This is a genomic window from Acinetobacter junii, assembly GCF_018336855.1.
Classification (GTDB): Bacteria; Pseudomonadota; Gammaproteobacteria; order Pseudomonadales; family Moraxellaceae; genus Acinetobacter; species Acinetobacter junii.
Window position 1 is genome coordinate 1 of record NZ_CP059559.1, and the last position, 12,112, is coordinate 12,112.

General features: G+C 38.1%; 14 protein-coding genes. 4 read left to right on the top strand and 10 right to left on the bottom strand.

Going from position 1 to position 12,112, the window contains the following annotated elements; translation table 11 throughout:
- Nucleotides 1-537, top strand: a complete 537-nt coding sequence (locus tag H2677_RS15730) for a conjugal transfer protein TraD (protein ID WP_180001601.1) — start codon at nucleotides 1-3, stop codon at nucleotides 535-537.
- A 203-nt stretch (nucleotides 538-740) separates the two neighbouring features.
- On the opposite strand, the gene H2677_RS15735 is transcribed toward H2677_RS15730, so the two are convergent.
- The 9 genes from H2677_RS15735 to H2677_RS15775 all read right to left on the bottom strand — a co-directional run bounded on the left by H2677_RS15735 (nucleotide 741) and on the right by H2677_RS15775 (nucleotide 6,235).
- Nucleotides 741-968 carry a hypothetical protein gene (locus H2677_RS15735; protein ID WP_180001600.1) on the bottom strand — a complete coding sequence of 76 codons (228 nt, stop codon included), beginning with the start codon at nucleotides 966-968 and terminating at the stop codon, nucleotides 741-743.
- Nucleotides 958-1,380 (bottom strand): hypothetical protein, encoded by a 423-nt coding sequence (locus H2677_RS15740; RefSeq protein ID WP_180001599.1) that lies wholly within the window; start codon nucleotides 1,378-1,380, stop codon nucleotides 958-960. The genes H2677_RS15735 and H2677_RS15740 overlap by 11 nt, the downstream gene beginning before the upstream one ends.
- A 159-nt stretch (nucleotides 1,381-1,539) precedes the next feature.
- Nucleotides 1,540-1,776: a hypothetical protein gene (locus tag H2677_RS15745; RefSeq protein ID WP_180001598.1), complete on the bottom strand. Its 237-nt coding sequence runs from the start codon at nucleotides 1,774-1,776 to the stop codon at nucleotides 1,540-1,542.
- A 61-nt stretch (nucleotides 1,777-1,837) separates the two neighbouring features.
- Entirely contained in the window at nucleotides 1,838-2,665 is an 828-nt protein-coding gene (locus tag H2677_RS15750) for a DUF3560 domain-containing protein (RefSeq protein WP_180001597.1), read from the bottom strand.
- A 228-nt stretch (nucleotides 2,666-2,893) separates the two neighbouring features.
- A complete protein-coding gene (locus tag H2677_RS15755; RefSeq protein ID WP_180001596.1) occupies nucleotides 2,894-3,181 on the bottom strand; it encodes a hypothetical protein in 288 nt (95 codons plus the stop codon).
- Nucleotides 3,182-3,413: 232 nt separating this feature from the next.
- Entirely contained in the window at nucleotides 3,414-3,887 is a 474-nt protein-coding gene (locus H2677_RS15760) for a hypothetical protein (RefSeq protein ID WP_180001595.1), read from the bottom strand.
- Nucleotides 3,888-4,117: 230 nt separating this feature from the next.
- The gene (locus tag H2677_RS15765) at nucleotides 4,118-4,711 is read right to left on the bottom strand and encodes a hypothetical protein (protein WP_180001594.1); all 594 of its coding nucleotides are present in this window, start codon (nucleotides 4,709-4,711) and stop codon (nucleotides 4,118-4,120) included.
- 229 nt (nucleotides 4,712-4,940) lie between these two features.
- Nucleotides 4,941-5,528 carry a hypothetical protein gene (locus H2677_RS15770; protein WP_180001593.1) on the bottom strand — a complete coding sequence of 196 codons (588 nt, stop codon included), beginning with the start codon at nucleotides 5,526-5,528 and terminating at the stop codon, nucleotides 4,941-4,943.
- Between the two features lie 311 nt (nucleotides 5,529-5,839).
- Nucleotides 5,840-6,235 carry a hypothetical protein gene (locus tag H2677_RS15775; RefSeq protein ID WP_005000189.1) on the bottom strand — a complete coding sequence of 132 codons (396 nt, stop codon included), beginning with the start codon at nucleotides 6,233-6,235 and terminating at the stop codon, nucleotides 5,840-5,842.
- A 463-nt stretch (nucleotides 6,236-6,698) separates the two neighbouring features.
- Between H2677_RS15775 and H2677_RS15780 the strand changes: the two genes are divergently transcribed.
- Both H2677_RS15780 and H2677_RS15785 read left to right on the top strand, forming a co-directional pair.
- Nucleotides 6,699-7,817, top strand: coding sequence for an IS1182 family transposase (locus H2677_RS15780; protein ID WP_004907341.1), 1,119 nt, complete (start codon nucleotides 6,699-6,701; stop codon nucleotides 7,815-7,817).
- A gap of 254 nt (nucleotides 7,818-8,071) precedes the next feature.
- Nucleotides 8,072-10,003 (top strand): ATP-binding cassette domain-containing protein, encoded by a 1,932-nt coding sequence (locus H2677_RS15785; protein WP_208011817.1) that lies wholly within the window; start codon nucleotides 8,072-8,074, stop codon nucleotides 10,001-10,003.
- 66 nt (nucleotides 10,004-10,069) lie between these two features.
- On the opposite strand, the gene H2677_RS15790 is transcribed toward H2677_RS15785, so the two are convergent.
- Nucleotides 10,070-10,273, bottom strand: coding sequence for a hypothetical protein (locus H2677_RS15790; RefSeq protein WP_180001592.1), 204 nt, complete (start codon nucleotides 10,271-10,273; stop codon nucleotides 10,070-10,072).
- 387 nt (nucleotides 10,274-10,660) lie between these two features.
- Here H2677_RS15790 and H2677_RS15795 point away from each other — a divergent pair, with 387 nt between their 5' ends.
- On the top strand, nucleotides 10,661-11,689 hold the full coding sequence (locus tag H2677_RS15795; RefSeq protein WP_005000195.1) for a hypothetical protein: 1,029 nt from the start codon (nucleotides 10,661-10,663) through the stop codon (nucleotides 11,687-11,689).
- Nucleotides 11,690-12,112: the final 423 nt, after the last annotated feature.

The window sequence follows — 12,112 nt, forward strand, 5'->3', positions numbered from 1 at the left end:
ATGAATATTCAGGATTTCAAATTTACCGAAGATCAAAAGAAGTTTGTTAGTGAAGAAATTGATCGACTAAAAAAATTAGATACTAAAAATCAAACTGAAGAACTTATCTTAAATTTAGTTTCTAATATTGAATCAGGTACACCAACAAAACAGCAAATTAGTTCTTTTGAGCGCATTATGAAAAATGAGTTCAAAAAATATAAAGCTCGTTTAGAGTTAGAAAAAATCAAAGAGGATGAAAAAAAACTTCTTGCAGGTTTGAAAAAAGAAGCCCAAGTTGCACAAGCCAAAGATCGAAAAAAACGTGAACACAAGCTTATTACAATTGGCGCTCTTTTTGAAATGGTAGACTTCCCATCTGAAGATAAAGGCATTATCACTGGGATGCTTTTAAGTGCTATTGAAAATGCAAAAAATAACTCAAGTTATTTTGATAGTTTGAAAGCTTCAGGTGACAAATTTATTAATGATCGTGAACAAGCAAAAAAATCAAAAAGCACTTTAGTTGATAATTCAGGAAGTGTTACTACTGGATAACTAAAATTGAAATATATTATCTTTTGTCGCAACCCTGCGGGATTGCTTTGTAAGTCCCGCTTAGGGGCAAAGGGGAGTAGTTGCGGTTCTGCGGTCAGCTCGACAAAATCACAGATTTTGTCGGCTTCGCTTGAACCTTGCAACGGTAATCAGGGAGGGAAGAATTTTTATATTTCTTCAGTTCGCAAAGTAGACACTTTGCTCTATTTCTTATCTTTGAGTTCATCTTTATATATATATACAATACCCAATCCAAACAGTAATGATAATGAAAATTGAGATAGCGAAATAAAGTTTTTGTACTGTTCATAGGCTTCAAAATCTGTAATAAATAAGCTTAATATAAACCCTCCAATTTTATAGCCCGCCAACATTGATATTAGTGCTAATCCTAAAATTTTAACCCATACAAAAATAAACTTAATACTCATTTTTATCGTCCTCCAATATGCTTAAATTTCCGTAATATTCAACTTCAAACATATTCATTTCGATCAATATTGAATGAAAAAAGTTAAGTGGCAAATTTATTAGTTCTTTATGAACTTCCCATAAATCAACTTCAGCTTTAAACATTTTTGTATATCGTGGTTTATTTTTTTCGATTCTCTTTTTTTCGTCTGCAATAAGTTCACTTCTAATTTTATTTAGCATGTTTATCATTTCAATAGCTGTCTGATCTATGACATAGATACCCCATGATTTCCCATTCATCCATAGTTGAGCATCACGTTTATTGAACTTTGTATTTCCTTTATAAATCGTATTATAAAAGCCTATTACTTGTTCAGGACTATATAGACCATTCTTAAAACACTCTAGTTTAAAGTGTGCATTATTCATATTAGTGACCTCAATAAATTTATGTTAGCTCTTACCTGTTAAGATTATGCTTTTTACATAACCCTAAATTTGATTCGCAATGAACCGCAATTTTTTTGCTTCATTGGAATATCACCCGCAAAAAAATTGCGGGCGACTTTATCACCACTTTTTTGGTTTCTATATTTGATTTAAAACCAGTAATGTTGATTCTAAATCTTCAATATGTACGCCTAGTTTTTTGGCTAGTCTGTGCATGTTTTTATCATCAAGTATTCTTAGCGCTTTGTGTAATGATTCATAATTATTTAATGTAGAAAACTCCTCTATTTTATCATCAATGTAAACTTGATCTAACCCAGCATCTTTAAAACACTCGATCACCTTTAGCCCAACAAAAGATAATTTTTCAATCATTTTAACTTTTCCTTAAATTGCTTCATTGATTAGCAAAGAAAGCCCCGCAGGGCTTACTTTATTATAATTGATCTATAAGGCTTATTACTCGTTTAGATGCGTATATCCCATTTGCATTTAACTGGCGTACCCAAGCGCCCCGACTTGGTGACCATTTAAAACCATTACTCTTTAAAATTTGGCGTATTTCCTCCGTAGGTTTACCATCAAATATAAACATGCAACGATTTTCGATTTTGCATTCTGTATATTTATAAAGATCGTTCTCAACTTCATTTGAAGTTCTATTTTCAAGTGTTTGCAATTCTGCAATACGCTTTTTCAATCGGTTAATTTCTGCATTATTATTCTGAAGTGAATAGCTTGCAAAACCAATTGAGCCATATTTAGGATTTAATACGTCTATAGCTTTTTCTTTAGAAAAACCTAGCTCAATTAATCCCTCTAAACGTGCATTGTGTTCGGGAAATTTTTTAATTAACTTGTTAGCCTTTTTCATTAACTCTTGCGCCTGCTGTAACTTCTCAAGCTTACTTTTAAGTTTTTCTATTGCATTAGGGTCGTCACTTGAAATACCGCCCTTGCCTACGCTATCAGCTTTATTTTGATAGTATTCGGCTTTCTTCATTTCCTGAACTGATTTACCCATAATAGAGTGAATTTTAGAACGAAAGTTTCTATCTCGTTTTTCACTATGATGACCAACTAAAATTGGTTGTCCAAACGGTATACATTCAGCCATTTGATTTGAACGTGTCGCCAATACTGTGCTTTTTACTGTTGCTTTATCAGCTAAAGCTTCATAACGATCTAAGCGGTTTTGTTGGCGTTCTTCATAACGCTTTAAGCGTTCTGCTTTGATTGCATCATTGTTATTTTGGTCGTTCATAATTCAATACCTTTTTAATTTAAGTCGCCAATCGACTTAATAAAAACATTATACCTAAATTGATTCGTTAGTACAAAACAATATATGTAAACAAGTGTAATTTTTATTGTGTGCCTTGAATGCTTCAGATTTGCGCTGTAGCGGGTTGTTTTCCTTTCCTGTGGTTTTGGTCATTCCCGATCTGAACCAAGCCCGCAGGCATTAAAAAAGCCCCTTGCGGGGCTTCTTTTAATTTCGTTTCTCTACTTCGTCCAGAACTTCGTTAATTTGTTCTATAAAGTCTTTGGCTTGGTGTTCTGCTTCGTCCATGCTGTCATGTTTTAAAGCGGTTAAAAGTAACTCTGTGCGACCTTTAAAAAACACAGTGATTAATTTAACTTGTCCAATCGTGATGAATATTTCGGCTTTACCTTTCTTTAAATAAATACCCTGCATAACGATCATGGCATTTTTTTTTGTTCTCAAAACATTTTCTACTAGATTTAAAACTGTCTTGGGTGAAACTTGAGTTTTCATATTTAAGTACCTTTTGTATGAGGTCGCCAATCGACCTGATAAATACATTATACATAAATTGATTTGTGAGTACAAAACAATATATGTAAACAAGTGTAATTTTTATTGTGTGTCTTGAATGCTTCAGATTTGCGCTGTAGCGGGTTGTTTTCCTTTCCTGTGGTTTTGGTCACTCCCGATCTGAACCAAGCCCGCAGGCATTAAAAAAGCCCCTTGCGGGGCTTCTTCTCTTTTAATAAATCAATTTATAAATTGCTGTAGTATCTAAAACATTCCTATTTTTATGTATAACGTCTTTTATGTAATCACTAAAAAAAACGGCTCTGCGATTGATTGCAGGTTTTGAGCTGTATGTCATCATTGCAATTTTAGACAATGCAAATAAATTTACCACAATTGAAAATTCTAGGGCATTCAGGTTAAACGCTTCGTTCCATCCATTTTCCATATAAAAAATTGAATCAGATTGCAAAGTCCAAAAGCCGTTTTTAGTTTCCCATACTCCCCCGTCATAGCTTTCACATAATCGGCTTGCTTCTTGATATAAGATATTTTCCCATACATAAATTGTATGAGCCATTGCAACTGTATAGCGTGGAAATTCGCTTTCTTGCATTGACTGCATAGCAACTAGGTCGGTTTTATTAAAGCTGTCATAGCTCATGTCTGCGATTTCTTCATCAGTCAACAAAACTAAATCAGTCATTTTTTAATTCCTTTGTATGAGGTCGCCAATCGACCTGATAAATACATTATACATAAATTGATTTGTGAGTACAAAACAATATATGTAAACAAGTGTAATTATTATTGTGTATCTTGAATGCTTCAGATTTGCGCTGTAGCGGGTTGTTTCTCTTTCCTGTGGTTTTGGTCACTCCCGATCTGAACCAAGCCCGCAGGCATTAAAAAAGCCCCTTGCGGGGCTTCTTTTAATTATGCGTATGATGAAACATAACTGCGCTTATAAACCTTTGTGCCTGTTGCTAGTGTTTCGTATTCGTGCGGTGTCGCTCTGATATAGCTTGTGATCATGATATAGCCGTCTAAAATTTTCTTTTTAATTGGTTCGCCTATAAATTCGTTTTGCTTTGGTGATACTTCACTTTGCATAAAAGCCGTATCATGTGAGCGTTTAGCAATTTCCCGAACTTCACAAAATGCGCCTTTCTTAGATACCACTTGATAAAATTCTACGTTAGTTTGTTCATAGCCCCAGCATGTAGATAAAACATCGCCTACCTGTAGTTCTTCACGGAATTTTTTTAAACGCTCTGCGGTTTTTTCTTTGTTCTGTAATTTTTGCTCATATCTTGCATTACATGATTGGATACTTTCCCCAACGGCTTGTTTTAAACGCTCAATTGTTCTGTAGTGAGTATTGATAAATGGTTTTTTTGCTTTTGCTCGATACGCCTTACATACAAGCATTTCAGTTGATACAAAAAAAACCGAACCGTCTTTAGCAGTTAAAACCAAACTGCCCTCATAGAACATTTGACCTTTTTCATTTTGAGTAAATTTTTTCATTTTCGAGTACCTTTTGTATGAGGTCGCCAATCGACCTGATAAATACATTATACATAAATTGATTTGTGAGTACAAAACAATTTATGTAAACAAGTGTAATTTTTATTGTGTGTCTTGAATGCTTCAGATTTGCGCTGTAGCGGGTTGTTTTCCTTTCCTGTGGTTTTGGTCATTCCCGATCTGAACCAAGCCCGCAGGCATTAAAAAAGCCCCTTGCGGGGCTTCTTTATTAATTCGCTCTATGGGCGGTTTCGGTTGTTATATAATTATTTATATTGTGGTCATATTTTCCATCACGTTCAAATAATGAAACGATCGGTAAGCCTTTTACATTCGTACCGTTCACAACTTTATCGACCCCAAAACCAACAACAGTAAGTTTTTTATAACCCTGACCCGAAAAGACAAACACTTGATCATTGACTTTTAAATCACTGGTTAAAACTTCACTTGAATCTAAAAACTCTCCTAACTGGCTTTCTACTGGTTGTCGGCTATCAATGTCTTTTAGCATTGCATTCATTCTTTCCATATTATTAAATTCACGACCAATCACACGCCAGTTTTTAATAAAATATGTGCCGTTATCTTCGGTACTCTCATAATATTTGCTTATCCCTATTGAGTTTGTACCTCCGAAAAAGTTACCAATTACTTGGCATAATCTAGCCCATCCGTAACTATCGCTTTCAGGCGGTCTATGCCCCTGCAATTCACAATATTTTAAAAATGGTGCTACGCTTTCAATTCCACCATTCCAATGTAGATACACAGCTAAATCTTTTTTAGTTGTAGCAATCAAGCATCTATTACCCATTTCAGTACACCTTTTGTATGAGGTCGCCAATCGACCTGATAAATACATTATACATAAATTGATTTGTGAGTACAAAACAATATATGTAAACAAGTGTAACACTCTAGGCGGTCTTAATAGAGCAAAGTGTCTACTTTGCGAACTGAAGAAATATAAAAATTCTTCCCTCCCTGATTACCGTTGCAAGGTTCAAGCGAAGCCGACAAAATCTGTGATTTTGTCGAGCTGACCGCAGAACCGCAACTACTCCCCTTTGCCCCTAAGCGGGACTTACAAAGCAATCCCGCAGGGTTGCGACTAGGGCAGGGGGGTTAATAATCCCAACGGCTTGCAACTGATCTAAAGTAAATTGATTTTTCATAGCCTAGTTTTCTTTCTACTGAAAACTTCCAACGGTTTACCGATGGCTTATCTATTCCTGAAAAATAAATAGGGTTAAAATTTGGTACTCGATAAACCTTTCTTTTTTTACAGCTCGGAATGCAATTTAAAATTTCATCTGCAATCATTTCATTATCACATTCAAAAATTGCATCACTGCCCGCTTTAATCACTTTGCTTTTTTCTAGTACCCCATACCAATTAAGGAGAATATAAAAGCGGTATATATGGGAAATATCAACGCTATATAGCCCTTTCATATCTTTGTATGATTGAGCTGTTTCAACTATAGGCAACTCTAACGAAAGTTGTTCTTTACTGGTCATAACTCAAAGCCTTTTTTATTAGATCGCCAATCGACCTGACAAATATATTATACCTATATTGATTTGTGAGTACAAAACAATATAGGTAAATTAATGTAATAGCGTTATGCGCCCTGATTGCTCTTATTTTTCGCTGTAGTGGGTTGTTTCCCTTTCCTGTGGTTTTGGTCACTCCCGATCTGAACCAAGCCCGCAGGCATTAAAAAAGCCCCTTGCGGGGCTTACTTATGTTTGCTTTAGATAGGTAAAGTAAAAGTCTAAAATTTGTTTAAATAGATTAATTGCTTCGTGATGTGCTTCAGCAATATTGGAATGTTCATGGGTGAAATAAAACTCATGTGGTGCTTTATCTATGTAGATAGAGGCACTTGCAAAACTCCACAAACAGCCTGAATTAACATTTTTTGAAAAAAGTTGTAGATGTTAAAATGAGCTTCTAAACCAACACCCTAACATCTACAGCATGAATACTACATTAAGCCCTTTTCTCAAACAACGGTTTCAAGCCTTACAATACGAACTTATTCCTTTAGTCGCAGCCGATTTAGACGGCATCAGCTCAAAGCTCGAACGCATTATTCGTGTGCTCGAGTGGAGTGACATCGAATCCTTGGTATACCAATATCAAGGGTGTGCTGTGGGAAGACCTCCTGCTGACCGCTGCGCTTTGGCATGTGCCTTTATTGCAAAAGCTGAACTTGGTATCGTCACCACACGGGGCTTGATTGAACGCCTAGAAGTTGATCGTAGATTGCGGCGAATTTGCGGCTTCAATCTGTATAAAAAACTACCCAGCGAAGGGACATTTAGCCGTGTTTTTGCTGAATTTGCAGCGCGTAAACTAACCACTCGCGTTCATGAGCAGATGGTGAAGTCCAATCTTGCGGATACGTTAATCGGTCATATTAGCCGTGATGCAACCATGATTCCAGCACGCGAAGGTGTTGAGAAAATAGTTCTCCCTCCTGTTGTAAAACCGCCTGCCAAAAAACGAGGTCGCCCTGCATTCAACTCGCCTAAGACCTTGACCACTAAAATATTAACTGCCATTCAGATTCAACTCACACAGACACTTCCTGAAATGCTCCGAGATTTACCTACGGGCTGTTCTGTTGGCACAAAAACGAACTCAAAAGGGTATTCTGAGAGTACCAAAGGCTACAAGCTTCATTTAGATACAGCATGTTGTGGTGTAGTGATCAGTGCTTATCTGACGGGTGCGGTCGTTCATGATAGTCGTGTTGCCCTGCCGTTATCGTTGATGAGTGAACAGCGTGTTACGGCATGTTATGAGCTGATGGATGCAGGTTATTGTAGTACGGATATTCGAGAGTTTGTGAGATCAAGAGGTCGTGTTCCGTTGATTGATCACAACAAGCGTCAGGGTGAAAAAATAGAATTTTGCAAAGCGGAAGCACAGCGATATAAAACCCGTAGCAGTGCTGAACGCAGTAATGCCCGTTTAAAGGATGAGTTTGGCGGTCGGGTGATTTATTATCGAGGTCACGCTAAGGTGATGAGTCATTTGATGTTTGGTTTGATTGCTCAAACAGCCGATCAATTGATGCGACTTTTGAGGTGACGACAAGGCAATTGATTAAGTGCTTAATGATTGAATATTTGACACAGGTCAACGCATCAGCTTGTTTAAGATATGGAGAAACAAGATGATTGATCCCTAAAATCATAGCGCAACTCGGGTTTGATTAAAAAAAAGCCTCTTTTTTAAGAGGAGCTACAGCTGTGTCGGCTGGGACAATAATTTTGCAAGTTCTTCATTTTCACAAGGCTTTCCTTTAGAATAGGCGCATCTTATTTCTTAGCTTTGATTTCTCAATGATTCAGTTAGACCAGTTATCTATACGTCGCGGTGGACGTGTTTTATTTCAAAAAGCGTCGATGCAGTTACACCCAGGATGGAAAATTGGCCTAACCGGTGTCAATGGTGCCGGGAAATCGACCCTGTTTTCAGCTTTGCTCGGCGGCATGGAGTCAGACACCGGTTCGTTGACCCGTCCTGCGGTATGGACCGTGGCGCATATGGCACAGGAAATCAAAGCGCTGAATATGAAAGCCATTGATTTCGTCTTGTCCGGCGATGAAGAATACTGGGATATTCAGCAGAAACTGGAGCAGCCAGATCAACTGGATGATGCAGAACTGGCGCATTTATATGGCCGTTTTGATGAAATTTCAGGTTATTCTGCGCCGGCCAAAGCTTCGCAACTGATGGCCGGTCTGGGCTTTTTTGAACATCAATCCCAACTGGATGTTTCAAGTTTTTCTGGTGGCTGGCGCATGCGCCTGAATCTGGCGCGTACCCTGATGAGCCGTTCCGATTTACTCCTTCTTGATGAACCGACCAACCATTTAGACCTGGATGCCATTCTCTGGCTCGAAGACTGGCTGAAAGCCTATGAAGGTACGCTGGTGCTGATTTCGCATGACCGGGATTTTCTCGATGCGATTACCGACCATATTTTACATATTGAAAATCAGGAACTGATTTTATATACCGGTAACTACTCGACCTTCGAGCGTACCCGCAGTGAACGTCTGGCGCAGCAGCAACAGGCTTATGAAAAGCAGCTGGAAACCCGCGCACATCTGCAAAAATATATTGACCGTTTTAAAGCGAAAGCCACCAAAGCCAAGCAGGCACAGAGCCGGATCAAACAGCTGGAGCGTATGCAGGAACTGTCTGCTGCCCATGTTGATACACCATTTACCTTCAGTTTCCGTGAACCGACCAAAATGAGTTCGCCTTTATTGCAACTGGAACATGCCGATATTGGTTATGGTGACAAGCTGATTGTCACCAATGTCAATTTACAGATCACGCCAAGCAGCCGGATTGGTTTGCTCGGGATGAATGGTGCCGGTAAATCTACCCTAATTAAATCGCTGGTCGGTGATTTAAAATTGCTTCAGGGTCTGCGCAAAGACTCGGAACTGCTCAATATTGGCTACTTTGCCCAACACCAAATGGATGCACTGGATGGCAATGCTAGCCCGATGTTACAGCTGGCCCGTATTGCCGATAAAAAAATCAGTGAAGCCAGCTTACGTTCTTTCCTGGGCAGTTTTGGTTTTAGCGGCGAACGCATGGATACGCCAAGTGAAAGTTTCTCAGGCGGTGAACGTGCCCGTCTGGCTCTGGCATTGATTGTCTGGCAGCGTCCAAACGTGTTGATTCTGGATGAACCGACCAACCATTTAGATCTGGATATGCGTCATGCATTGACCATGGCCTTGCAGGATTTTGAAGGTGCTGTGGTGCTGGTATCGCATGAACGCCAGCTGATTGCCAGTGTCTGTGATGAATTGCTGCTGGTACATAATGGTCAATGCCGTGAATTTGACGGTGATCTGACCGCTTATGCCGACTGGTTACGTCAGGCCCGCATTGAGATGATCAAAAACGGGCAGAAGCCAGCCGAGCCGGTGAAATCTCAGGTCGAAGTCAAAGCAACCATTTCCAAACTGGACAAAGAAGCACAGCGTAAGGAAGCGGCACGCCAGCGGGAACTGAGCCGCCCGATTCGTAAAAATATCGAAAAATGCGAAGCACAGATTGCAAAGGTTACGCCGCGTCTGGCTGAAATTGAAACTTTACTGGGTGACAGTGCTTTATATGAAGCCTCACGTAAAAATGATTTGCTCAAACTGATGAATGAGCAAACCGAGCTGAAAGCCAAACTGGAAACAGCCAAGGAACAGATGCTGGAACTGATGATGGAACTGGAAAGTCTGGAGCAGTCCTTCTAACGCTATTTCAATACCCCCCATTATCTGAGAGATGAGTAACAAGCGTTATTCATCTCTTTTTTTTTATTAAAACCACCCATTTTTAATATTTTCCTCGATAGTAATAATGTTTGCATCTTGCATTTGACAGTTTCCAAAGGACACGCAAAATGTACCTTTTGGACTTTCAAGATAGGCTCTTGAGTAGTAATCGAAGTTTGCTTTTTCAAAAGCATTTAGTAGTTCAATAACTATTTTTTTAGTATCCAACTTTGTGAAAATATTGTTCATAATTAATCACCTATTATTTAAGTCGCCAATCGACTTAATAAATACATTATACATATAATGATTTGTGAGTACAAAACAATATATGTAAACTTTTGAAATTATTATTACTGCTATACTAATTAACATTAATACGCATAATATGATTTGTGAGTACAATACAACTTAGGTATAATATTAGCTCGAAAGTTTACGCACGTATTGGGAATGCTTCAGCATACCCAATGCTAAGTAAAGCTTTGAGCAATCAACCGACTGTAGGCAAGGGCTACCGTTCTCGCAGGCATAGAGGGCGATAGTAGAAACACTATATATAGTGGCTAGTAGGTATGAGATCCGCACTAGATATAGTGTTATAGAATTACTTAATTAAAAGCAGGGCAGGGCTTCATGGCGAACTTATCTAATGAATTTGCAATACCTTTAAAGGTCGTTACTGCACGTTGCCAACACTTGAAAGCAAGTTTTAAGGGTATCTTTAATAAGATTGAATCAAAGGCTATCAAGTATAAAAACGATGATAAAAAAATCAGTTCTTTGGTCACTTGGGATGATTGGATATATGCAGGCTTAGACTGCTATGCTCCAGACTGGCAAAAAGGTTTAAATGTTGGTGATGCAATTCCCGATCATCTAATCAATAATTTGCCTTGTCCTACTGGTGAACTGGTCACGCTCGGTTCTTGGATGCTGACAAAGAATATTTATAGATTTGAAAATGAGGTAGCAACTGAACTAACAAAAAGTAAATTTGAGGGCAATTTGCCAAACTTTTTGATCAATGTTCCTGAGCTGTGCATTTACGTTCAAACTGATAATTTTGATTTGCACTTTCAGCAATCTAAAATTTATGGAGTGATATTTACCTTAACTGAACTTTGCTATCAAAAAGTTTTAGTATCTACGATTTTTCTTGATACTGGTTTAACTCGAACGATCGTCTTATTAGTCAATGAAGAAAAAGCTATAGAAGATTGTTTATCAGATTTCATAGATGAATTTCATGATGACCGTTCAATATTAGATGAAAATGAAATAGATCAATACCAATCCCTACAAAAGCAACTTATCAATATTTTGCTTTGGTTCAGTTTATCTAAGCCTGATTATGTCCCATTGCTTCCTGACAACCATAAGGAAAGGGTAGGCGTTCAGACCGTAAAGCGTGTGCCTAGATTATTTGAAGCCCAAAAGTACAAGCCTTTTATTGCAGGCAAGGAAATGTCTAAGCAGATTAAAGCCGTAAATGATCAATTAACTGAATATTCTAAACAATCATCAAAAGTACACCGCAGACCACATTTAAGGCGGGCGCACTATCACTTGTATTGGTATGGGGCAAAAGGTAGTTATGAACGATACGATTTTAAATGGATACCTATAACTTTAGTTGGCGGTACTATAAAAAATATGGACTGACCTTTTTGACATTCCCCCCGCACTCATAACCCACTTAAATCATTCAATAAAGTAGATGCCTGGTCAAGACTGCATACTTGCAGTTTTGACCAAGCATCGGAATATGATTTTTCACAGTAAGAGTTTTGGCCAAGTATGGACCAAGCAATGAAATTGCAAGTCCATACGTGCTAAAACGGTTTTAATTAATAGGGTAGGGCGGTTTTAATGGCGGGAAAACATAGAAGATAGACTGGCATAAGTAATGCCCAAAAGTAGCAAAATTCCACGTATTCGCAAAATTAGAAAACAGAATACAAGCATACTTAACCAAAAAAACTTAGTCCCAGTTAAGCTAGGGAAAAAGAACATAATAATTGCAGGCATTAAAAAGCCAGTGATGATAAGTACCCTGATTATAATTTTCTGCATGTCAGTCCCTCC

Excerpts from the sequence above, each read along its gene's own strand:
- H2677_RS15730 (WP_180001601.1), top strand. The coding sequence starts at position 1 with ATGAATATTCAGGATTTCAAATTTACCGAAGATCAAAAGAAGTTTGTT.
- H2677_RS15735 (WP_180001600.1), bottom strand. The coding sequence starts at position 968 with ATGAGTATTAAGTTTATTTTTGTATGGGTTAAAATTTTAGGATTAGCA.
- H2677_RS15740 (WP_180001599.1), bottom strand. The coding sequence starts at position 1,380 with ATGAATAATGCACACTTTAAACTAGAGTGTTTTAAGAATGGTCTATAT.
- H2677_RS15745 (WP_180001598.1), bottom strand. The coding sequence starts at position 1,776 with ATGATTGAAAAATTATCTTTTGTTGGGCTAAAGGTGATCGAGTGTTTT.
- H2677_RS15750 (WP_180001597.1), bottom strand. The coding sequence starts at position 2,665 with ATGAACGACCAAAATAACAATGATGCAATCAAAGCAGAACGCTTAAAG.
- H2677_RS15755 (WP_180001596.1), bottom strand. The coding sequence starts at position 3,181 with ATGAAAACTCAAGTTTCACCCAAGACAGTTTTAAATCTAGTAGAAAAT.
- H2677_RS15760 (WP_180001595.1), bottom strand. The coding sequence starts at position 3,887 with ATGACTGATTTAGTTTTGTTGACTGATGAAGAAATCGCAGACATGAGC.
- H2677_RS15765 (WP_180001594.1), bottom strand. The coding sequence starts at position 4,711 with ATGAAAAAATTTACTCAAAATGAAAAAGGTCAAATGTTCTATGAGGGC.
- H2677_RS15770 (WP_180001593.1), bottom strand. The coding sequence starts at position 5,528 with ATGGGTAATAGATGCTTGATTGCTACAACTAAAAAAGATTTAGCTGTG.
- H2677_RS15775 (WP_005000189.1), bottom strand. The coding sequence starts at position 6,235 with ATGACCAGTAAAGAACAACTTTCGTTAGAGTTGCCTATAGTTGAAACA.
- H2677_RS15780 (WP_004907341.1), top strand. The coding sequence starts at position 6,699 with ATGAATACTACATTAAGCCCTTTTCTCAAACAACGGTTTCAAGCCTTA.
- H2677_RS15785 (WP_208011817.1), top strand. The coding sequence starts at position 8,072 with ATGATTCAGTTAGACCAGTTATCTATACGTCGCGGTGGACGTGTTTTA.
- H2677_RS15790 (WP_180001592.1), bottom strand. The coding sequence starts at position 10,273 with ATGAACAATATTTTCACAAAGTTGGATACTAAAAAAATAGTTATTGAA.
- H2677_RS15795 (WP_005000195.1), top strand. The coding sequence starts at position 10,661 with ATGGCGAACTTATCTAATGAATTTGCAATACCTTTAAAGGTCGTTACT.